The organism is Alysiella sp. (assembly GCF_030525755.1).
GTDB lineage: Bacteria > Pseudomonadota > Gammaproteobacteria > Burkholderiales > Neisseriaceae > Simonsiella.
On sequence record NZ_JAUNEC010000007.1, the window covers coordinates 23,808 to 45,694 of the forward strand.

Annotated in this window: 28 protein-coding genes; 8 read left to right on the plus strand and 20 right to left on the minus strand. The window is 42.0% G+C overall.

Features of this window, described 5'->3' with window-relative positions; all coding sequences use genetic code 11:
* Positions 1-42: 42 nt before the first annotated feature.
* Complete coding sequence (gene hscB, locus Q4B82_RS02795; RefSeq protein WP_303064942.1) at positions 43-540, plus strand: Fe-S protein assembly co-chaperone HscB; 498 nt, start codon at positions 43-45, stop codon at positions 538-540.
* Positions 541-595: 55 nt separating this feature from the next.
* Here the strand turns inward: hscB and fabG are convergent, their stop codons facing one another.
* From fabG to trxA, 20 genes are all read right to left on the minus strand, one after another.
* The gene (gene fabG / locus Q4B82_RS02800; protein WP_303064915.1) at positions 596-1,339 is read right to left on the minus strand and encodes a 3-oxoacyl-ACP reductase FabG; all 744 of its coding nucleotides are present in this window, start codon (positions 1,337-1,339) and stop codon (positions 596-598) included.
* 101 nt (positions 1,340-1,440) lie between these two features.
* Positions 1,441-1,902 carry a type IV pilin protein gene (locus Q4B82_RS02805; RefSeq protein WP_303064916.1) on the minus strand — a complete coding sequence of 154 codons (462 nt, stop codon included), beginning with the start codon at positions 1,900-1,902 and terminating at the stop codon, positions 1,441-1,443.
* A gap of 2 nt (positions 1,903-1,904) precedes the next feature.
* Positions 1,905-2,510: a PilX N-terminal domain-containing pilus assembly protein gene (locus Q4B82_RS02810; RefSeq protein WP_303064918.1), complete on the minus strand. Its 606-nt coding sequence runs from the start codon at positions 2,508-2,510 to the stop codon at positions 1,905-1,907.
* A 15-nt stretch (positions 2,511-2,525) separates the two neighbouring features.
* Positions 2,526-3,593 carry a PilW family protein gene (locus tag Q4B82_RS02815; protein WP_303064919.1) on the minus strand — a complete coding sequence of 356 codons (1,068 nt, stop codon included), beginning with the start codon at positions 3,591-3,593 and terminating at the stop codon, positions 2,526-2,528.
* A gap of 33 nt (positions 3,594-3,626) precedes the next feature.
* Positions 3,627-4,217, minus strand: coding sequence for a type IV pilus modification protein PilV (gene pilV / locus Q4B82_RS02820; RefSeq protein WP_303064920.1), 591 nt, complete (start codon positions 4,215-4,217; stop codon positions 3,627-3,629).
* 50 nt (positions 4,218-4,267) lie between these two features.
* Entirely contained in the window at positions 4,268-4,915 is a 648-nt protein-coding gene (locus tag Q4B82_RS02825) for a GspH/FimT family pseudopilin (protein ID WP_303064921.1), read from the minus strand.
* Positions 4,916-4,954: 39 nt separating this feature from the next.
* Complete coding sequence (dnaB, locus tag Q4B82_RS02830; protein WP_303064922.1) at positions 4,955-6,361, minus strand: replicative DNA helicase; 1,407 nt, start codon at positions 6,359-6,361, stop codon at positions 4,955-4,957.
* A 106-nt stretch (positions 6,362-6,467) separates the two neighbouring features.
* Positions 6,468-6,998: an inorganic diphosphatase gene (locus Q4B82_RS02835; protein WP_303064923.1), complete on the minus strand. Its 531-nt coding sequence runs from the start codon at positions 6,996-6,998 to the stop codon at positions 6,468-6,470.
* Between the two features lie 165 nt (positions 6,999-7,163).
* Entirely contained in the window at positions 7,164-8,387 is a 1,224-nt protein-coding gene (locus tag Q4B82_RS02840) for a sugar transferase (protein WP_303064924.1), read from the minus strand.
* Between the two features lie 22 nt (positions 8,388-8,409).
* Positions 8,410-9,240, minus strand: a complete 831-nt coding sequence (locus tag Q4B82_RS02845; protein ID WP_303064925.1) for a glycosyltransferase — start codon at positions 9,238-9,240, stop codon at positions 8,410-8,412.
* A complete protein-coding gene (locus tag Q4B82_RS02850; protein WP_303064926.1) occupies positions 9,237-10,034 on the minus strand; it encodes a beta-1,6-N-acetylglucosaminyltransferase in 798 nt (265 codons plus the stop codon). Before Q4B82_RS02850 ends, Q4B82_RS02845 begins: the two co-directional genes overlap by 4 nt.
* 3 nt (positions 10,035-10,037) lie before the next feature.
* Positions 10,038-10,991, minus strand: a complete 954-nt coding sequence (locus Q4B82_RS02855; protein WP_303064927.1) for a glycosyltransferase family 52 — start codon at positions 10,989-10,991, stop codon at positions 10,038-10,040.
* Complete coding sequence (locus Q4B82_RS02860; RefSeq protein WP_303064928.1) at positions 10,988-12,193, minus strand: oligosaccharide flippase family protein; 1,206 nt, start codon at positions 12,191-12,193, stop codon at positions 10,988-10,990. The genes Q4B82_RS02855 and Q4B82_RS02860 overlap by 4 nt, the downstream gene beginning before the upstream one ends.
* 187 nt (positions 12,194-12,380) lie before the next feature.
* Positions 12,381-12,845: a low molecular weight protein-tyrosine-phosphatase gene (locus tag Q4B82_RS02865; protein WP_303064929.1), complete on the minus strand. Its 465-nt coding sequence runs from the start codon at positions 12,843-12,845 to the stop codon at positions 12,381-12,383.
* Positions 12,846-12,906: 61 nt separating this feature from the next.
* On the minus strand, positions 12,907-13,656 hold the full coding sequence (gene ubiE, locus Q4B82_RS02870) for a bifunctional demethylmenaquinone methyltransferase/2-methoxy-6-polyprenyl-1,4-benzoquinol methylase UbiE (RefSeq protein ID WP_303064930.1): 750 nt from the start codon (positions 13,654-13,656) through the stop codon (positions 12,907-12,909).
* A 75-nt stretch (positions 13,657-13,731) separates the two neighbouring features.
* Positions 13,732-14,406, minus strand: coding sequence for a rhomboid family intramembrane serine protease (locus Q4B82_RS02875; RefSeq protein ID WP_303064931.1), 675 nt, complete (start codon positions 14,404-14,406; stop codon positions 13,732-13,734).
* 71 nt (positions 14,407-14,477) lie between these two features.
* Positions 14,478-14,882 (minus strand): DUF971 domain-containing protein, encoded by a 405-nt coding sequence (locus tag Q4B82_RS02880; protein WP_303064943.1) that lies wholly within the window; start codon positions 14,880-14,882, stop codon positions 14,478-14,480.
* Between the two features lie 285 nt (positions 14,883-15,167).
* On the minus strand, positions 15,168-15,719 hold the full coding sequence (locus Q4B82_RS02885) for a Spy/CpxP family protein refolding chaperone (RefSeq protein ID WP_303064932.1): 552 nt from the start codon (positions 15,717-15,719) through the stop codon (positions 15,168-15,170).
* 181 nt (positions 15,720-15,900) lie between these two features.
* Positions 15,901-16,350, minus strand: coding sequence for a CopD family copper resistance protein (locus tag Q4B82_RS02890; protein ID WP_303064944.1), 450 nt, complete (start codon positions 16,348-16,350; stop codon positions 15,901-15,903).
* 122 nt (positions 16,351-16,472) lie between these two features.
* Complete coding sequence (gene trxA / locus Q4B82_RS02895; RefSeq protein ID WP_303064933.1) at positions 16,473-16,802, minus strand: thioredoxin TrxA; 330 nt, start codon at positions 16,800-16,802, stop codon at positions 16,473-16,475.
* Positions 16,803-17,024: 222 nt separating this feature from the next.
* On the opposite strand from trxA, the gene Q4B82_RS02900 reads away from it, so the two are divergent.
* The 7 genes from Q4B82_RS02900 to Q4B82_RS02930 all read left to right on the plus strand — a co-directional run.
* A complete protein-coding gene (locus Q4B82_RS02900; RefSeq protein ID WP_303064934.1) occupies positions 17,025-17,306 on the plus strand; it encodes a YbeD family protein in 282 nt (93 codons plus the stop codon).
* A gap of 50 nt (positions 17,307-17,356) precedes the next feature.
* Positions 17,357-17,971: a lipoyl(octanoyl) transferase LipB gene (gene lipB / locus Q4B82_RS02905; RefSeq protein WP_303064935.1), complete on the plus strand. Its 615-nt coding sequence runs from the start codon at positions 17,357-17,359 to the stop codon at positions 17,969-17,971.
* A 178-nt stretch (positions 17,972-18,149) separates the two neighbouring features.
* On the plus strand, positions 18,150-18,344 hold the full coding sequence (locus Q4B82_RS02910) for a hypothetical protein (protein WP_303064936.1): 195 nt from the start codon (positions 18,150-18,152) through the stop codon (positions 18,342-18,344).
* A 437-nt stretch (positions 18,345-18,781) separates the two neighbouring features.
* The gene (locus tag Q4B82_RS02915; RefSeq protein WP_368501324.1) at positions 18,782-19,531 is read left to right on the plus strand and encodes an SDR family oxidoreductase; all 750 of its coding nucleotides are present in this window, start codon (positions 18,782-18,784) and stop codon (positions 19,529-19,531) included.
* A gap of 338 nt (positions 19,532-19,869) precedes the next feature.
* Positions 19,870-20,241 (plus strand): energy transducer TonB, encoded by a 372-nt coding sequence (locus Q4B82_RS02920; RefSeq protein ID WP_303064938.1) that lies wholly within the window; start codon positions 19,870-19,872, stop codon positions 20,239-20,241.
* A gap of 53 nt (positions 20,242-20,294) precedes the next feature.
* Complete coding sequence (gene lipA / locus Q4B82_RS02925) at positions 20,295-21,281, plus strand: lipoyl synthase (protein WP_097113876.1); 987 nt, start codon at positions 20,295-20,297, stop codon at positions 21,279-21,281.
* Between the two features lie 212 nt (positions 21,282-21,493).
* A partial coding sequence (locus Q4B82_RS02930) for a site-specific DNA-methyltransferase (RefSeq protein WP_303064939.1) occupies positions 21,494-21,887 on the plus strand: 394 nt, incomplete at its 3' end.

Below are 21,887 nucleotides of genomic sequence, written 5' to 3' on the forward strand. Positions count from 1 at the left end.
AGTTTTATTCATATGAAATTAAACTTTTTTGACCTAAAACAAATCATGAATCCTTTTACACTTTTTCATTTACCCGAACAATTTGATTTGGATATCGAAACGCTTACCCAAAATTACCGCACTTTGGTGGCACGTTTTCACCCTGACAACACAGCGGCTGCATCTCCATTTGAGAAAAAACAATCGCTTATGATGACAGCAACACTCAATCAAGCTTACCACATTTTGCAAAATCCGCTTAATCGCGCAGCTTATTTACTGCAACAACAGGGCATTCATGCCGATGCACCTGAGCACACACAATTTGCACCTAATTTTTTGATACAACAAATGATGTGGCGTGAACAACTGAATGATGCCAAATTGGCACACGATGAAGTCGCATTGAATGCTTTGCGTACAGAAATCAGTGCTGAACAAACGCAACTACACAATCAACTGGCACAAACTTTAAACGAAAAACAATATGAACAAGCTGCCAACTTGGTTCGTCAAGGGCGTTTTTTAGACAAAATCTTGCAAGAAATTCAGGCTGCCTGAAAAGTTTCAGGCAGCCTGTTGCACCACACAAAAATCTATTGGATATTTCCTAATATCAAGGCATTAACATACCGCCATTAACATGTAAAGTTTGTCCTGTAATGTATTTGGCTTGGTCAGAAGCCAAAAAGCACACCGCATCGGCAATGTCTTGCGCTTCGCCAAATCGCCCCAAAGCAGTTTGTTCTGTGAACATTTTACGTTGTTCTTCTGGCAAAGCGCGAGTCATATCGGTGTCAATGAATCCTGGTGCGACACAGTTTACGGTAATGCCTCTGCTGCCTACTTCACGTGCCAGCGATTTAGAAAAGCCCATTAAAGCAGCTTTCGCAGCAGCATAATTGGTTTGCCCTGCATTGCCCATTGTGCCAACCACCGATGTGATGTTAATAATGCGACCGCTGCGTTGTTTCATCATGCCACGCAACACGGCTTTACTGGCACGGTAAACGGATTTGAGATTCACATTCATAATCTCGTCCCATTCTTCTTCTTTCATGCGCATCAATAAGTTATCGCGTGTGATACCTGCATTATTAACCAAAATATCCAGTTTACCAAATTCTTTTTCAACGTCGGCAATCAGTTGCTCAATCGCACCTTCTTCGCTGGCATTCAATACCCTACTCTGCCCTTGCCATTGTGCCAAACGGGTTTGAATGCTTGCTGCACCGTTTTCTGATGTAGCCGTACCAATCACGGTTGCACCTGCTTGCGCCAATGTGTCGGCAATCGCTGCACCGATGCCACGTGTTGCACCTGTTACCAAAACGATTTTGTTTGTTAATAAATGATTCATATTGTCCTCACATTATATTCAATCAAACCCGAATAAAGTTTTCAGGCAGCCTGTGCATTGTAGCAAAGGCTGCCTGAAAAAGTAAGCATGTCCCAAAAGGATCAAAATTTTTCACAGTTGCTTGGTTGTTTTTTCTCAACTGTTTTCAATGAAGAAGCATTATTGGATTTGCATTTTAATACCACGCCATTATCATTTGCCCACAAATAATGTTTGTAATCCTTATTAACTGGGGCAGCCAAGAAATAAACTTCCATAAGTTTACCATTGGACGATACATCAAAATAAAAATGGTATTTTTGTCCTTTATTGGCAGGCAAGGCTGCATTCAAAAAGGTTTCATATGAGGCTTTATCTGTTAATTTTTTGGTGTTGGCCACTTTTTCATTTTGAATACGCTGATAAATGGCAGTAATTTGTTGCTTGGCTTCAGCTAAATTGGTTTTTTCCACATAGGATTGATAAGTCGGCAAAGCAAATGCTGCCAATACCCCAATAATCACAATAACAACCATAAGTTCGGTTAAAGTAAAACCTTTTTGTTTGGATAAGTTCAGTTTCATGATTAATCTCGGGTTAGTTCCACATAAGATTGCAAAATAACGCGTGTGTCTTCATTGTCGCCATGTGCTTGCGCAGTGATGCGGAAAATTTCGCGCTCATCGCCTGTGCTGGTTGGGGTTTGCGCTACACCCAAATATTCAATGATGTAACTGCGTTTGCCATCATTGTCAACACGGGTACTTTGCTTATTGTTATCCAAAACAGTTTCTCCTGATTGACACGCTTTGCTTATGTCATCAGAACAACGTTTCCATGCTTCAACTTTAGATTCCTTACCTGAATTACCTGAATAGGCAAAAGGTTCTTTTGCACGACTGGGATCATACGTTTTTTCAGCAGGTTTACAGAAACCTTTATCGCAATTATCTGTAAAGGTCATTTTACCTGTACCCGCAGGTTTCAAAGCTTCTTCTTTAATAATGGCTTCTGCATCACGCAAACTGTATTCAGCACGGCTCAATGCCAATTTTCGGTCTGCCTCATTGGCACTAGCACGCACTTCAGTTAAAGAAGCCTGGTTGGTGGCAATAACCAAGAATGCGATGACCAACATCAAAACCAGTACGATAAACAGCGAAAAACCGCTTTGTTTGTGTTTTACATTCATGTTATCTGCCTTGAGTTAGTCTTCTGAATAATTGACGAATGTGGAACATTTAGAACCACCACGCACACCTGCATTAATCACATGGGTGTTTTCCCCACCTACTGATTTGCTGTCATTGGGGTCTCCAGCATATTGGTATTTCAACTGAATTTGCACCAAAGCAGGTAAATTGGGGGCATCTAAAGTACTTGAATATTTGAAATTAACATTATTACCTGGTGTTTTATCGGATACCTGACAATTTTGTTCATACGCATAATTGACATTCATTTCACTAACATTGTTTGCCAATAACTGTGGTGATGTCCAACCGCCATTGATGTCGGTTTCCATACGCAATAAGCTGGATTTTCCATCTACTTCTGCAACCCAATAAGCCACCGCATACAATTGGCTTAACGACAGCAACGCCATATTTTTGGCGCTGATATCAGTGGTGTCAAGCTTACCCTTAATGTTGTTCAAAGTAACCGTAACCTGTTCTGGTTTAACATTACTGTATTGAGGTGTAAATGAATAAGCATTGTTGCAACTGCTCAATACCATAGGTCCTTTTATTTGAACAATGTTACTGCTTCCTTCACGATTAACTACATCAACAGAAGTCGTACCGTTTATCCCTTTAATGCCCCAGCTGTCTTTACCATAGATGAAAATCAAAGCACCCTTACCATTTTCGGTAAAACCAGCAGGGAAACCATCGAGATTGGTAGTTTGAATGATGCCATAGCCCTGATTTTCCGTTGCATTAAATTGAATACCCGCAATCCCATTTTGAATGCCTGTGGCATCTGGAAATGCACCCGTTGGTGTAACTGTGGCGGTTGCTGCACCTTCTACAATTCTGCCAGTACTGAAACAGCCGAAGCTGCCTGCACCTCGTGCGTCACGAGTGATTATGGTCGCAGCATTGCGAATACTGTCTTGTACCTCAATACGTGCTTGTGCTGATTCGTTGAGTTTTCGGGTCATGAAATACGTCCCACCCGCTGCAACGATGACAATGGTTGCCAATGCACTAGCAACCAAAAATTCTATTAAAGTAAAACCGCGTACTTTACAGATAAATTGATGATTTTTCATTTTTAACCCAAATCATAATAATAATGGGGATAATTAACTTTTTACTTTTAATACATAAGTGTGTAATGCCGCATCGGTATCGGTTTTACCATCTTTGTCTTTCATGCGCCAAGCCACCTTAATTACTGTACCATCTGTTGCACCTTTGTTGCAATGTCCATCACCCCATGCTGGCTTGCGTGCATCATCCACATCTTGACAAACGGTAAATTGAATACCTGCCACATCAGGTATGGCATTTAAGGCTGCCTGAAAATTATCAGTTTGCAAATCTGCCAGCTCTTTTTTGGTTTTTTGTGCATTATTCCCCAACTGTGTGAATTCAGTTTTGTTTGCATCAACGTCTTTTGGGTCTGTACGATAATGGTCGTACGTGATGATTAACTCTCTGTTATCATTGATTACAACAGTAGGATTCGCCAACATACCTTCTGCATAAGCTTCAGCAGCTTGGGCAATTAAGGTGCGGTTTTCTGCTTCTTGAACACTTGCTACTGAACGAATTTGTGCAGCAATCAATGCCAAAATACCGAAAGTAAGCAAAAATACCGATACTATTACTTCAATAATGGTTGCACCACGCACCTTATTTTTATTTGATTGCATTGTGAATTTGGGATTCATCGTGTTTTTCCAATGTCCAATGATAAATGAAACTGAAACAGTTTGATGTTTCAGGCAGCTTTACATAATTTGGTGTCTTTATCGCTACCCGCAGGACAAGTCATCGTGCTACCTGAAGGTGAAATAATGACATAACGGTGACGTGATGTATTTTTCTCGTTTTCTGCATCCATTAATTTAATTCGCACATAATGTGACGATAAAGTAACATTGCCTTGATCTTTTAAGCCAAAACGACCATTTTGCAAAAATACAAACTCACCCTGTCCATTTTTAGGCTTGTCATCTTTAGTTTTCTGCAAATTAAAATAATCCACTTCCACTTTAACTTTATCGCCTGCACCATTGCCATTAATGGCAATGGTGCGGATGTTCTGGTCGGTATCGGCTTCATAAGCACCTGTTCGATTCATATCCGCAAAGGCTTTCAAACCACTGCTGTAATTATCTTTATTGCAATTGCCAGAAGGTCTGCCATCGCTGCGTATGGCATTACCACAAATGATAATGGCTTTATTCATGCGAATGGCTTCGCCTTTGGCATAGCGAAATAAACTGGCAATTTGTTCGGCACGGTTATTGATGCGGGATTTGGCGACAAACGCGTTCATGCTAGGCATGGCAACAGCCGCCATAATTCCCATAATGATAACCACGACCATCAGTTCCACCAATGTAAAGCCTTTTATTTTTTTCATCATATTCTCTTAATTATTTGAATTTTTTTGATTTTAAATCTAATCAGTCGCAATATTCTGGGGTATATATGCTGCATTTTCAAATTTGGTAAACTGCCCCAAGAAAGTCAAAAACACCCTACCTGTTGGTCCATTACGATGTTTACCGATAATGCACTCCGCCAAACCTTTAAATTGACTGGCTTCTCGCGTGTAATATTCATCTCGAAACATAAACATAATTAAATCTGCATCTTGCTCAATCGCACCCGATTCACGCAAATCCGACATCATAGGACGTTTATCGGTGCGTTGTTCTACTGTACGTGAAAGCTGCGATAAAGCAATCACGGGTACTTGTAATTCTTTTGCCAATGCTTTGAGTGAACGGGAAATTTCACCTAATTCAGCAGCCCTATTGTCGCTGCGCCCCGAACCTGACATCAACTGCAAATAGTCAATGACAATCAAGCCCAATTTGCCGTCAAATTTTCTTGCCAATCTACGCGCACGCGCACGCACTTCCAAAGCACTTAAACCTGCTGTTTCATCAATGAAAATTGGTGCACCAGATAGTTTTTCTACTGCTTCGTTTAATCTTTCCCAATGTTCATCTTGCAAATTGCCATTTTTCAAAACAGATTGGTCTAAACGTCCAACTGAACCAAGCATACGCATTACCAATTGCGCCCCGCCCATTTCCATAGAAAACACAGCAACTGCTTGTTTTTCATAAATACCAATGTGTTCCGCAATATTGATGGCAAAGGCGGTTTTACCCATAGAGGGACGACCTGCCACAATAATTAAATCGCCTTTTTGCAAGCCAGAGGTAATTTTGTCCAAATCCACAAAGCCCGTGGAAATACCTGTTACTTCATTGGGATTATCTCGCTGATACAAAAAATCAATGCGCTCAATGTTCTCACGCAACAAATCTTCCATATTCAAAAAGCCTTGTTTGGCTTTGACTGTGCTTTCTGCAATTTGGAAAACCTTGTTTTCGGCTTGGTCAAGCAGTTGTTCTGCTGTTGCACCTTGTGGGTTATAAGCACTTCTAGCAATTTCTGTTCCAACTTCTGCCAACTGACGCACAATAGAACGTTCGCGCACGATTTCGGCATAACGGCGAATATTGGCAGCAGAGGGTGTGGTTTGTGCCAATGTAACCAAATAATCAAAACCACCTGCATTTTCCAAATCATCATGTCGCGCCAATTCTTCTTGAACGGTAATGATATCAGCAGGTCTGGCGGTATTGATTAAGGCAATGATGGCACGAAAAATGAGGCGGTGTTCATGACGGTATAAATCTTCTTCACTCACAACATCAGCAACGCGGTCATACGCGTTGTTTTCCAACAATAAACCACCCAATAAAGATTGCTCCGCTTCTATGGAATGCGGGGGCAAATTTAAGCTGCGAATTTCACTGTCATCGGAAAAAGAACCGTCAAATGTTTCCATAGCACCCAAACCACTTCAAATAAAACTTACATTTTTTGGCACATTTTGCACAACAAATTTAAATATGAATTAAGCTGCCTGAAACATTCAGGCAGCTTGTGTGCCATTATTGTTTATGCCAACGTTCTTGCGATTCGCGAATGACTTTTTTTGCTTCTTCTGCATCGCCCCAATGTTCCACTTTGGTGCTACCTGGTTTTTTCAAGGCTTTGTAGTTATTGAAATGAAACTCGATTTGTTTAATCAGTTGTTCGGGCAAATCGGCTAATGTTTTGATGGCATTACCTGTATCACGGTCATCTGCTGGCACAACCACGATTTTGTCGTCCACTTCGCCATCATCTACAAATTTCATGACACCAATCACGCGTGCTTCCATGAATACGCCTGTTGGCAAGGGTTCACGCGTAATAATCAGCGTGTCCAATTCATCGCCATCTTCGTCCAAAGTTTGTGGGATGAAGCCGTAATTAGTGGGTTTTGCAAAAATTTGGGGTTCTACGCGATCCAACTGCATAACCGCTAATTTTCTGTTCCATTCGATTTTGTGGCACGAACCTTCGGGAATTTCTACAACCACGTTAATGATACCTGAGTCCACATCGCCCGCATCCAAAATTTGATTAAAATCTGCCATTTATGTACCTTTCTTCTGGGAAATCAATAAAACATTGACCCAATATTATATCTTAAAGGCTGCCTGAAAGCACGGCATAAGTTTTCAGGCAGCCTTAATGTCTTCTATTGTGTTGTGATTTTGATGTTTTCGGTACACAACAAAAATACTCGGGTTGCCTGAAAATCAGCGTGCGCCAAAACCTGTAAAAATGGTTTTGATGGTTTTAAATAAGATGAACACATCAAGTGCGAAAGAAAAGTGTTTGATGTAGTAAAAATCGTGTTCAATTTTGACTTGTGTTTCGTCTTCGTTGCCTGCATAGCCTTGTGTTACTTGCGCCCAACCTGATAAACCTGGTTTGACAATGTGGCGATAGCTGTAAAATGGTATGACTTGTTCAAATTGGGCAACAAAATATTTTTGCTCGGGACGCGGTCCAATTAAACTCATTTCGCCTTTTAAAATATTGAAAAATTGGGGTAATTCGTCTAGACGGGTTTTGCGGATAAATTGTCCTACTCGTGTGATGCGGCTGTCGCCCACTTGTGCCAATTTAGCACCGTCTTTTTCTGAATCCACACTCATGCTGCGGAATTTGTAAATTTTGAACTCGCGTCCGCCCTGCCCTACTCTGTTTTGTACAAACAAGATTTTGCCACGACTTTCCATACGAATTGCCAATGCTGTTGCCAACATAAGGGGCAAAGTCAGCGGTAAACTGATGAGTACCAAAGCCATATCCAAGATTTGTTTGATGAACATATAAACTGGCGATGGCAACAATGAACCCAAATCGTTTTCATACATATGGCGAATGCGGACACGCCCTGTAAGCGACTCTTCAATTTGGCGTATGTTGTAAACGGGAATACCGCATAAGGTGCAATGTGCCAAAAATTTTTGCCATTCTGCACCCAAATCGGGTGCGTGCAAATTGGTAATGACGGCACGCACTTTTTCGTTTTCAGGCAGCATTGGCTGTGCCAATTTGTGCCAACGCACATTGTTGGACGTGGGCAAAACGTCCATGCCGCTGACATCAATGTAATGTAAATGCAAGGTACGCCGTGCTGCCAAATGGCTTTCAGCAAACAAATACGATAAAGTCAGCACCAAGCCTGCACTTAAATAAAAAACCGAATAAGGCAACCTGAAAAACCACAATGCCACCAATACCCCACCAAACGCTACCGCGCAAACAGGTACAACAGAAAGCGCAGAACGTTCACCTGGAAAACGGCGTAAACTCCGCAAGGTAAAATACGCGGAAACCAAAGCCACGCTCAATGCGGCATAGCTGGTTAAATTGGTTATTGTAGGGCGTGTCCATTCTTGACTGGGCCAAAATGCGATGGCGGGTACAGTCAAAATCAAAACAAAAGCCAATAAAAAACGCAATAAAATCATGATGTCAAATCAATACAAATTTTCAGCCAACCTGCTTTTGACGCAATAAATGGCGATACACCCAAGCACGGAGGCTTTGTGGCAACAGGCGAACAGGTAAACGCAAAGCCAAATTTTGCCCCATCTGCCATGCCGTCAAAAAGCCACTTCGGTAAAACCACCATTGCATTTTGATTTCACGACAGGCATATGCCCAGCCACCACGTCTTTGGTACATTGCATCACCTGCTCGGGCATACACCAATGTTTCAGGCAGGTTGGCAAATTGGCAACCGTTTTGCAGCATTCTTACCCATAAATCGTAGTCTTCATACAAAGGGGCATGACGATAATTGCCTGCTGCCAACACAGCTGATTTTTTAAACGCAACAGTCATGTGATTGATGGGATTACGTTTTCTGGCATAAAGCGCAATATCATGATGTGTATGTGGCACACAACGGCTGTTTTGTGCGTTTTCAGGCAGCGTGTCAAATTCAGCGATTTGTCCACCCAAAACCGCAATGTCAGGATTGCGTTGCCAATAGGCTGCCTGAACAGCAAAACGCTGTGGCACAGCAATATCGTCTGTATCCATGCGACAAATCCATTCGTGTGTGCAATGTTTGATGCCTTCTTGCAATGCCAAACCCAAGCCGACATTTTCAGGCAGCCGCACAATTTTGATGTTTAAGGCTGCCTGAAATGCGTTTACCGTATCTGCCAATTCAGGCGAAATCATGCCATCAAAAACAACAACGGTTTCTGCAACAGGTAAGGTTTGTATTGCCAAACTGTGCAAACAAGCGCGTAAATATTCGGGCTTTTCAGCGTGATAGAGCGAAAGCAAAACGCTAAATGGAACAGTATTCATTGATATTTTAACAGAAAATCATCATCGGCTTTACGCGCAAACCAGTATTGTTTTGTCAATTCAGGTAGTTGGGTAACGGTTAGCCAGTTGGGGTGGTTGCCTTTAAAGGCAATGTAACGGCGGTTATGGTTGATGTGTTTCAGGCAGCCTGCTGGCAGATTTTGCACTATGTATTGGAAAAAATGCTCATCAGGACACAGTTTTTTCTCAAAGAAATCAGCTGCATCGCTGCTTAATGCTGCTTGAAACAGGATATTTAGGGCTTTGCGGTCAGCAGAAAACCATTGGCTTCCTGTGTAGGCAGTATCGGCAAATGGGGCAAGCCAATCGGCTGCCTGAAACAATTTGGTCAAAATCTTGCCATGTAATTGACGCTGCCAAGCGGTATCTGCATGTGGCGTATTGAAACGTACGCGGTAACGCAATCGCAAAGTGGGACGACTTTCCATAAGCAAAGCCCCTTCACCTGCACGAAACATTTCAGTCGCCATATTCTGCGGTGTTGTCAGCAACAGACAGTTGCCACTTATCAGGTGAAAATATTGGTTATCAGACTGGGCAAGTGCCGTTTGTATCAGCGCAAGCGTGGCTTCTATCATACTGAATCCCGCCCAGCGCACATTAATGCGTTGGCGTAAAATCTGTACATTAGGTAGCTTTGTCAATGGCTGAATGGCTGCTAGGGGCGATTTGGCATCATAATGCACATAAAATTGACATTCGGGATAACGTTTTGCCAACACCATGATGCCGACAGGCAAACGATGACACAGTACCAAAAAAGCGGTTTTCATGTTTCAGGCAGCCTCAATGCGGAAATGAGGACGCACAATGTGGTTGCGGTATTGTTCAAATAAAGTGCGATTAAGTGTTTGTTTAATATCCATACATTCCGATAAATCAATTGCATACAAACTGATATTCGGTAAATTGGCAACATTGAGTGCGGCAGTGCTGAACAAATGGTAAATCTCAAAATGGGTATCAGGAGCAGTTTGAATGGCTTGCACCAACCAGTCTTCAAAAATCAGAGGGGTATCAATATATGCCACATTGGGTACACGGTAATCTTCGCGTGGGTGCGGATAATAATGTGTGATGTCCAGTTCGTGCAACAAATGATGCGCCAAAGCAATATTGTCTGCTGCATTGGGTAAGAGTGGCTGACCCAAAAGAATTTTTTGTCGCTTATGTGTGGCTACCTGAACCGAAATTTCAGGCAGCAAGGTCAGGGGGACGGTATGTTCAATGATGTTGGGGCTATCGGGATAAAGCGTGTGATGACGACAACTGACCTTACGCACAGTAGCAGTATCAAAGCAAATACCGCATAAACCTTGTACACAACGGCGCAACAATGATGGCGGTTCATTGCGATAAAAAACCGAAGAGGGTGTGATGTTGCCTGTACCGTCATCAAAGGTTTCCAAACGGTCAAACGTGATACAACTTAACAGCAAATGTACCACCAAACTGTTGATGCTGGACACAAAAACCGTTTCATAATGCCTGCCTGAAAAACGTTTTTTAATATAACACAAGGTTCTGGCGTAAGATAAAGGTTGTTTCGGTGTCAAAATAGCGTAATCGGCACGCTGGCTGTATTCAGTCAAACGGGCATAATAATGCTCAGTTTTGACATTGCGAGTGTAAGCAAACGCCCACACTTCAAATGGTGTTTCAGGCAACTGGGCAATAAGGTGGCTGGCAATCAGCATTTGTAAGGGTGTATGACAAATCACTAAATTCATATCGGTGTTCTCACAGAACGGTACAATAAAGGCAACACAATCAGGCTGCCTGAAAGTGCGGCAAAAGGTATGTATGTCACATTACCCAAAGATACCACCACAAACAGAACAAGCGCATAAACCGCCGCAGAAATCAGCGAAATCCGCGAAATCACGCTGTTTTGGGCATGGTAAAACAAAAAATTGACCAAAATAAAATACGGTATATTTAAAGAAAAAAACAAGGTAAAGCACCCAATAAAGTATTTAATGCCCACAAATTCTGCCCCCAAGAGCCACAAAAACAACTTTTCAGGCAGCAATAACACACACAGAACAGGCACAGGCACACACCATAAAGACCACAAACTGCCTTGTCTCACTTTTATTGCATTCAAACGACCGCTTTTGAGTGCTTGATAAAAATAAGGCACAGTTGCTTTATTGACAGCCATCAGTAACACACCCCATATCGCTGCTACTTGATAGCCTGCGGCATAAACACCTAAATCGTTTGCACCGAATTGTTGATGTAGAAGCAATCTGTCAAATTGTCCCTTAAAAACACCGCTGAATTGATGCAATAAAAGTGGTAAGCCAATCCACAACAAATAACGCAAATTCAAAACAAGCTGCCTGAAACGCCATTTACCTTGCCGCCCCTGTTTTTCTCGTTTAAAAGCCCAGTATGCACCCAACACCAACAAAGCATTGCCCAATACAATCGCCACAAAACGCTTTTCAAGTGGCGCATTTTCGCTCCATTCCAGCAACAAAATGGTCAAAAACGACACCAATAAACCCGAGACACATTGAATGACCGTATAAGCAATCGCCTGTTTGCGACATTGACGCAAAGCCAGTTGCACCGACAACATCGCTTGCACCATCGCCGCCGCAATCACACTTATCCAGATCAAAGATTGTGCCGACCACACCCACAGCAAAGCCAATGTTCCAAGTACTGCCGTGTAACAATAAGCTGCCTGAATCAGTTGTGGCAAATTGCGTTGCCCATAAAAATGACAATAACGGGTTATCGCCGCATCTTGTCCCAAACCGAACACAATCAACAACACCGCCAAACACGCTTGATAAAACGACAGCTCACCAAAGCCCGCCACGCCCAATTTGCGCGTGAGATAAGGTAACATCAAAAATGGCATGGCTTTGGCAAACATTTCGCCAAGCAAGTAAACCAAACTGTCTTTTAAGATTTTCATGCTGTGCTGCAGAACCAGTTAGAAGAAAAGTGTTGAGTGATGCTTTGCATGAAGCAACAAAACACAACATGTCATGTTTCACATTATTTCAAGCAACCTTGCAGTAACAGTACACAGCAATTTTAAAAATACATTTTGCAATATGCGCCGCACTCCCTTCAAACCAAATATTTCAGGCTGCCTAAAATCACATACTGCCATTTTGCAATTTGTCTGCCAAACGGGTACAACATTGATGGAGCAAATCGCGTGTTTCTTGGAAATTACCTGTGTACCATGGATCAGGAACATGATTGTATGTGCTGTTTTCAGGCAGCAAGTCGGTGATTTTAAATAGTTGCATGCTGGACAATGAACCAAAACGTTGCTGCATATCGCGCAAATTGTTGTCGTCCATCACAATTAAATAATCGTAGATTTTGGGTGCGTCATTGGGAACTTTACTGCTAACAAAGTCGTTTGATGCGATGTTGAAACAATCCAAAATTTCTGCTGTACCACAATGCATGTACTCACCATCATGCCAACCTGATGTACCTGCACTGGCACACACCACATTTAAATTGCGTTCAGCAGCAATGTGGCGAAACAGGTATTCAGCCATAGGTGAACGGCAAATATTACCCAAACAAATAAATAAAATTTTTTTCATATCATACCTTTAAAAGACAAATAGGCTGCCTGAAAAGTTTCAGGCAGCCTATGGTATCAATTCAGTATTTCACACCTTTATGCAGCGCAACAATACCCGCGCTCAAATTGTGGTAATCCACTTGGTCAAAACCAACGTCCAACATCATTTGTTTCAGCGTTTCTTGGTCGGGGTGCATGCGAATGGACTCTGCCAAGTACTGATAGCTGTCAGCATCTTTGGCAATCAGCTTACCCATTAAAGGCAGCAATTTAAAAGAATACAAATCGTAAGCGGGTTCCAATGGCTTATACACTTTGGAAAATTCCAATACCAATAGTGTGCCACCTGATTTGAGTACGCGGTACATTTCACTTAATGCCACATCTTTGTGCGTCATGTTGCGTAAACCGAAAGACACAGAGACCAAGTCAAAGTAATTGTCGGAAAACGGCAATTTTTCCGCATCACACACAGCTACGGGCAAAATCATGCCTTCATTGAGCAAGCGGTCACGTCCAACGGTAAGCATAGACGAGTTGATGTCGGTTAACCACACTTCGCCTGTTTTACCTACTCGTTTTGCCCAGCCACGCGACAAATCGCCTGTACCACCTGCAATGTCCAAAACTTTACCGCCTTTTGGCACTCGCGCTGTGCTAATCGTAAAATGTTTCCAAACGCGGTGCAAGCCACCCGACATCACATCATTCATGATGTCGTAATTTTTGGCAACAGAATGAAAAACTTGAGCCACTTTGCCTGCTTTTTCACTTTCATTTACAGTTTGGTAACCAAAGTGGGTTTGTTTGTTGTTGTCTTGCTCGTTCATAATGGGCTTTCTTGGGGTTTCAGGCTACCTGAAAAGGGACTGAAAATCTTGTTATTGCAAAAATGATGTGAAGCATCATCTGATTTTTTTGTTGATGAGCAGTTCATACGCCAAATACAGCAAAGGCAGCGACATAATGCCAACAAATAAACCGTTGGCGATGATGTAATGCGGTGTGAACACAAAGGCAAACACCATACCCAATACCGCACCACCCAAATGTGCAGCATGACCGTGTCTGTCCCACGGTTTAGGGTGCAACATTTGCCAAACGGAATAGGCAAAATACAACGTGGCAAATAACCATGCAGGAATGGGGATAGGTATAAAAAACAAAAAGATGCTGCTTAATGGATTAATCGCAATCGCAGCAAAAATGATGCCCGATACTGCACCCGATGCACCAATGGCGGTATAACTGGGGCGATTTTTGTAGAGCCATAGTGAAAACAGGCTACCTGCTGCCATTGCACCGAAATAGAGCACAAGAAATCCCTCAATGCCGTAAACACGTACAATAGGACGGTAGAAAAAATACAGCGTCAGCATATTGAACAGCAGATGCATCCAATCAGCATGCAAAAAACCGCTACTGATGATGCGACGGTATTGTTTGTCACGCAAAATCGCACCAACATGAAATTGATAACGTTGAAACACGAATTGATTGGTAAAACCAAGATAGGTGCTGATGCAGGTTATCAATATCAGAATAATGGGAATTAAGTCGTTTAAATTGTTCAAATTCATGTTTTATTTTGAAATTTATTTTTTGTACCGAAATTTGGGTTTCAGACTGCCTGAAAAAGGTTTACTGAGTCTCAATGTTTGCCACAAGTTCCGCAACCGTGTACTGTTTTTTTAGCTTGATCATCAAATTCACGGCTACAAGCTGCATCATTCAGACGAGTGAGATAATCTTGCCACAAAATATCATGCTTGATTGCCAAATTGTGCAAATAATGCCAATCGTACAAACCGCTGTCATGCCCATCAGAAAAACAGATTTTCAGGGCATAATTGCCCGCACCTACCAAGTTGGTAATTTGTACAAAGCGTTTGCCTGTTTGTAAAATTTCTTGCCCTACTCCATGTCCACGTACTTCTGCACTAGGCGAATAAACGCGCAGATATTCTGCGCTTAAATCATAAATCGCATCGGCATAAACAAGGGTTAATACATTGCGTTCTGCATTTAAACGAATTTCGTGTGGGACATTCATGATGACAATGGTACATTTTTTTCAGGCAGCATTCTAACAGAAAGCGTTTAAGGCTGAAACCTTTGTAAAACCCATTTTTAAACAAACACAGGGAAAATTTCATATCCGCTATTTTCCTAATTTATTGATAAAAATAAAAATTAACTCAATCAAAAACAGAGCAGATATAAACTCTGCCATCACAAACCAAGTTTTGCAAAGGTTTCAAATTGCCTGATAAAGAAAACAGCAAGGACATATTTGCCTTGCCGTCTCTAATATTAAGCGCACATCAAATTGCCTAATGAATCAATTGTATTTTTTATTCATCATGTTACCGTATTTTTCAATACGCTGTTTTTGTTGCGCCCAAAATTGTTTTTGCTGTTCAGGTGTCAAAACTTGAAATACTACGTGTTCGGTTTTCAACATACGTAACTCATGTTCTGCATGCTCACGCATCAAATTGGCATGTTCTTGATGACGTTGTGCAATCATTTGGCGCGCCATTTGTTCATTGAATGTTTTACCACTCAAAAGTTGCTGCTCTTGATTGAGGCGTTGCTGCATTTTGTCTTGAAGGGATTTATGATGATACATATGATGTTCAGTAGCATTATCAGTGCGACTGCTTTCTAGAATTTTTTTGATTTCGGTTTCTTGCGCTGCAGTTAAATTCAGTTTTTTATATCCATATGGCAAACCACCTTTGTGATGATGGTGCATACCATGACCATGATGTGAATGAGCATGAGACATGGCTTGATGAGTGTACATTTTATCATGTTTATCAGAAGCAGAAGCCAGCCCTGCGCTCATTAAAGCAGCAGCCATAACAGTAATAACAGTCAATTTATTCATGTATTTATTCTTTCAAGGGGTTTGAAGTTGAAAATCATCGGGTGTTGTTAGAAGTCAATCATAAGCAGTTTATGCGTTAAAATGATTTTTTAATGCGTAAATATTGCTTTTATTTTGCTGTTTTTTGTTTTCTGGCTGCCTGAAAACCCAATGTTATGTGAAACAGCGTGAAAATTAAGTCCTAAAATGCAAAATAAAACATACTTTTTGCCAAAAACACAATCAACAACATCTGCAATAATACCGCCCGATGAATGTATTTTGACCATGCCACCGTTAAAGTTTGAGTTTTCATTTTGTAAATTGCCACCCCAAAATGCCCTAAAATTCCCAAAGCCAATAATAATTTTAAAGTCAGTTGCATCGAAAAACCATTTGTAAAAGGGGCTTTCAGAACATCAATATAACGATGCAACATCACCAAACCCGATAAAAACACACCCAACACAATCCATGGCATAACCCGAACCGCACGGCGAGCAATGGCTTTATCCGCTTCTTGACGAGTTTCGCGTGAAACCTGTTTACCATGTAAAACACCCAAAATCAAAGCTTCAAAAATCACACCGCCTACAAAAGCAATCGCACAAAACAAATGCACAATATGAGCATAGGGATAAAGTTGGTTCATCATCAAATCACTTCATTCAAAACAACACAATCACGTCATTTTAAATCATGTTGCGCGGGACGTACACAAACAGGCTGCCTGAAACATTTCAGGCAGCCTGTGTTCACAATCATGAATACCAATTAAGCAATGGATGCATCAATAAATGATGCCAACTGATTTTTCGCCAAAGCACCTACTTTGGTGGCAACCGCTTTACCATTTTTGAACACAATTAAAGTGGGGATGCCACGCACACCAAACTGCGCAGGCACAATTTGATTGTCATCAACATTGATTTTGGCAATTTTCACTTTACCTGCATATTCTTCTGCCAACTGGTCCAACACAGGGGCAATCATTTTGCAAGGACCGCACCATGCAGCCCAAAAATCCAATAATACAGGTAATTCTGCTTGCAATACCTCTTGCTCAAAAGAAGCATCGGTAACGTGTACAATTTTGTCGCTCATTTTTGTTTCCTTCAATAAATGTGTGTTTTCAAGCAGCATAAGATATCGGTTTCGGCAACATATTGCAAGCATCATCGTTTTTTTCAATACCACAAATTGCCCAATAATAAATCAGATAATTGTTTTTAAATAAAAATTTAAACAACAAGCAAACCATGACTGTGCAATACACCCCATTTCCGATAAAATACCGCCCCAAAATAAACCACAGAAAGCACAATGATGACACAAGAAGCGAACCAAACACAATCCTCACTCATTGAATTTCCTACTGATTTCAATCTCAAAATCATGGGCGCACAACACCCTGATTTTGTGCCCGAAATACTCAAAGCCATTCAAACACACGCTCCCCATACCACCGAAGCCAATGTCAAACTGCGCCCCAGCTCAGGGGGAAAATTTATTGGTGCAACCGTAACAGTTCGCGCCGAAAATCAAGAACAGTTGGACAACATTTACCGTGCAGTAACCTCACATCCTATGGTTAAGGTGGTGTTTTAACAATACATTTCTCTCCCCCTTTGGGAGAGGATTAGGGAGAGGGAAAATTTATGAAAATCAAAAAATTGGGTAGACAAGATTACCAACCAATTTTTGATGCAATGAAACACTTCAACGACACACGCGATGACAACACCGAAGACGAATTATGGCTGGTGGAACATTATCCCGTGTTCACACAAGGTTTGGCAGGCAAACCCGAACATTTGTTGTTTCCAAGCGATATTCCTGTGGTGCAGATAGACCGTGGCGGACAAATTACCTATCACGGCTTGGGGCAACTAGTTGTTTATACGATGATTGACTTCAAACGCCGCAAACAAAGCGTGCGCCACATCGTATCCGCGCTGGAAAACGCAATTATTGCCACACTTGCCGAATACAACATTCAGGCAGCCGCCGACCCGAAAAGACCGGGGGTCTATGTCGGCGAACGCAAAATCGCATCTTTGGGTTTACGCATTAAAAATGGTTCAGTTTATCATGGACTTGCTTTAAATGTGAACATGGATTTGTCGCCATTTAAGCAAATCAATCCATGTGGTTATGCGGGCATGGAAATGGTACAAATCGCCGATTTGGTGCAGCCTGCACCTGAATTGGATGAAGTGGGCGACAAATTAAGCACACATTTGATGCGCGAATTGGCTTTTCAGGCAGCCTGAAAATCAAGAACATCATCAGTAAGGAGCTATGATGAAAGATTATTTATTGCTGGCTATGCTGTTTGCTACCTCATTAGCCCAAGCGCAAAATTTTATTCTCAAAGACAAAACTTGGACGGCAAACATTTAGGTTGCCCAATGCAATGAAACCTCATGCGAAGGTGCAGGCAGCATTGAATTGAATACAGGCAAACACCGTCAAACCTTTACCAGCAAAGATTTGCGTGTATTCCGCTTCACAGAAGGTCCGCCATTTCGTTTTACTGATTTTCTCAATCCTGCCAACTACAATTTTGATGGCAAAACCGACATTGCTGTTTCCCAAAGCAGCATTGGTTCTTATGGTACCACAGGCTATAAAATCCATGTGTAAACCGCATCAGGCTGGTTTATTTTAATTGATGAATTAAGCAGTTTAACTGAAACCACATGGGCTTGTCCTAAATAGATAGCAAAAACCACCTGCTCAAAATAACAAACAAATCAGACCCAACATACCGTTATGAAGCATACTACCGAGTGCGCCAAAACAAACGTCCAGCCTTAAAAGAAGTCTATTTACGCAGTGAACAAAACAGCGCAACAAGTGTAGAAATAGAAGAAAAAACATGGTGCAATGGCAAAATGTACAGCCACAAAATCTTTTATCCTACAACAAATAGTATTGTTGCAACAGAAACCGTAGGTACAATGGCGGTATCCGACATCTCCCGAAAAAACCACATGATTGGATTAAAAAATCCAACCCATGCCAGCTTTTCAGGCTGCCTGAAAGAGTTGGCATTAACATCTAAAACAGAAAGAAAAATCATGACCCCAACAGGGCATACCGTTTTAATCACAGGCGGTGCAACAGGCATAGGCTTTGCCTTGGCAAAACAATTCCACGCCGCCGGCAATCAAGTGATATTGGTTGGTCGCCGTGAAGACGTTTTGCGCGAAGCACAAAGCTGGCTTTCAGGCAGCCTGAAAGCCGAACACACTCGCTGCCAAATTGCCGTTGCCGACATTGGCAATGCCCAAGACCGCGCCCGTTTGGTACAGCAATTTCCCGATGCCAATATACTCATCAACAACGCAGGCATTCAGTTTACCAAACCTTTTGACACGCAAACCGATGACGAAATCGCGCAAGAAATCCAGACCAATCTTACCGCTCCCACGCAATTGTGCTTGGCTTTTTTGCCCATTTTACGCAACAAACCGCAAGCGGCGATTGTGAACGTGTCATCGGGTTTGGCGATTGTCCCCAAAGAAACCTGCGCTCTGTATTGCGCCACCAAAGCAGGTTTGCACAGCTTCACACAAGTGCTACGCTGGCAGTTAGAAGCAAGCAGCGTGCGCGTATTTGAAATTCTGCCGCCCATGGTTTTGACCCCGATGTCGCAAGGCAAAGGACATGCCAATCTGAAAATTTCACCCGATGAACTGGCACAAGAATTTTGGCGCGATTTTCAACGCGACCACTATGAAATCATGGCAGGCAAAAGCAAATGGCTCTATTGGATTAACCGCATTTCGGCAACATTGGGGCAACGGATTATGCGTAAGGGTTTATAATGCGAGCCGATTGGCACTTCAGGCTGCCTGTAAAAAATATGTAGTGTGCAACAAGTTGTACCGAAAATTGCAAAACTAAAGATGGTACAATAAGTTGCACCATGCTGATTTCAAAAAGAAAAAAATGACCACCGAAACAAAAACATTCTCATTGGACAACATAATGGTCAGCTTTAACAGCGTTTATTTATAGTAATTGATTCAATTGAAATAAATACGTTTTTCTCTATCTTTTTGATGATTGGATAGACTGAAAAGAATCATGACTAAACTAAAGTGATAAAAAACACAAAAATTACCTAATAATTGAAAAACTTTGTTTTGAGGAAATATTTTTTATGCAAATCATCAAATTTAATCATTTAAAATGGCTTTTTTTATCATTGACTTGCTTACTATCTGCTTGCCAAACCACAGCAAATCAATGTACGCCTGACGAAATTCAACCCCCAAAAGCATTAAACCCTATCCAAGCCACTTATCCCCAAAGAGCGATTGAAAGTTATTTGGAAGGCTTGGTAACTGTGACTTTTCATGTTGATGAGAACGGTAAAGTAACACAAGCCAATATTCATCAATCCAGCAGAATTGGAGTTTTAGATAAAGCCGCGTTAGATGCAGTCCAAAAGGCTGTCTTTCAACCCGCTTTATGCAAAGGCAAACCTATCCAATCTCGTGCTAAAATCAAGTTAATATTTAAAGTAGATTAAGCCCAATAACCTGAAAACCATTTCCATCTGATTCAAAATAAAGAGTTAATCGAATGACCACCGAAACCACCAATCCCCTAGACAACGCCCAAGGCGTAAAACACAAAGGCGCAAGCAAAACCGCACGCATTCCGATTAAAATCGTGCCTTTGGAACAAAAACTGAAAAAACCCGAATGGATACGCGCCAAAATTCCAACAGGTAAAAAATTCTTTGAAATCAAAAATATTTTGCGCGACCAGAAAATGCACACCGTTTGCGAAGAAGCGTCCTGCCCGAATATTGGCGAATGTTTCAGCAAAGGCACGGCGACATTCATGATTATGGGCGACATTTGTACGCGCCGTTGCCCGTTTTGCGATGTGGGACACGGTCGCCCCAATCCGCTTGACCCCGATGAGCCAAAAAATTTGGCAGAAAGCGTGGCGGCAATGGGTTTGCGCTACGTTGTCATCACTTCGGTGGACAGGGACGATTTGCGCGATGGCGGCGCACAGCATTTTGCCGATTGCATCAACGCCATTCGTGAACGCAGCCCGAATACGAAAATTGAAATTCTCGTGCCTGATTTCCGTGGGCGTTTGGACATTGCCTTGGACATTTTGTCCAAAAATCCGCCCGATGTGATGAACCACAATTTGGAAACCCACCCGCGTTTGTACAAACAAGCGCGTCCTGGTTCGGATTACAAGCATTCTTTGGAATTGTTGAGAAGATTCAAGGAAATGCAGCCACATATTCCCACCAAATCGGGCATTATGGTTGGCTTGGGCGAAACGGACGATGAGGTGCGCGAAATCATGCGCGACATGCGTGAACACAATATTGAAATGATTACCGTTGGGCAATATTTGCAGCCGTCTGATGGGCATTTGCCTGTGTTGCGCTATGTTACGCCCGATATGTTCAAGCAATTTGAAAAAGAAGCCTATGAAATGGGCTTTACCAATGCGGCAATTGGCGCGATGGTGCGCAGTTCGTATCACGCTGATGTTCAGGCGGAAGAAGCGTTGAAAGAAAGCGGTTGTGGTCATCATTGATTGATTTTGATTTTTTAGGCAGCCTTCAAAATCATTTCCGTAGGTCGGGCATTGATGCCCGACATGATGAATGACGGTATTGTCGGGCATCAATGCCCGACCTACAACTACTGCGGTCATCATTAAAACCCAAAAATATTTCAGGCAGCCTGAAAAGTATAAAAAGGCTTTTCAGGCTGCCTTTTTAAGCCATATCTCATTAAGGAAAACCCATGAATTTACAAACCGAACTGGAAAAAGCATTGCAAAATTGCGATGTGTGGGCAGACGAAAGCCAAACCGAAATCAATAAGCCCAAATTATTGGATTTACTGGAAAAAACCAATCCCGAAATCATTGCGGCATTATTCAAGCAGCCTGAAACACAACGCCACTTTTTCGTGCAAATTGGCGAAGCATGGGTATTTAAAATGCAAGATTTCCGTTTTTTCTTGGATAAACACAGTGTAAACAATTCCTACACACGTTACGCCAACCGAATCGGCTTAACCGATGGTAGCCGTTTTTTGAAAGACAGCAGCGATGTTGTGTTGGATTTTCCGTTTAAAGATTGCGTATTGAATGGTGGACAAAGCACCGAAGAAGGCGAAGATGTGTATTTTAAAC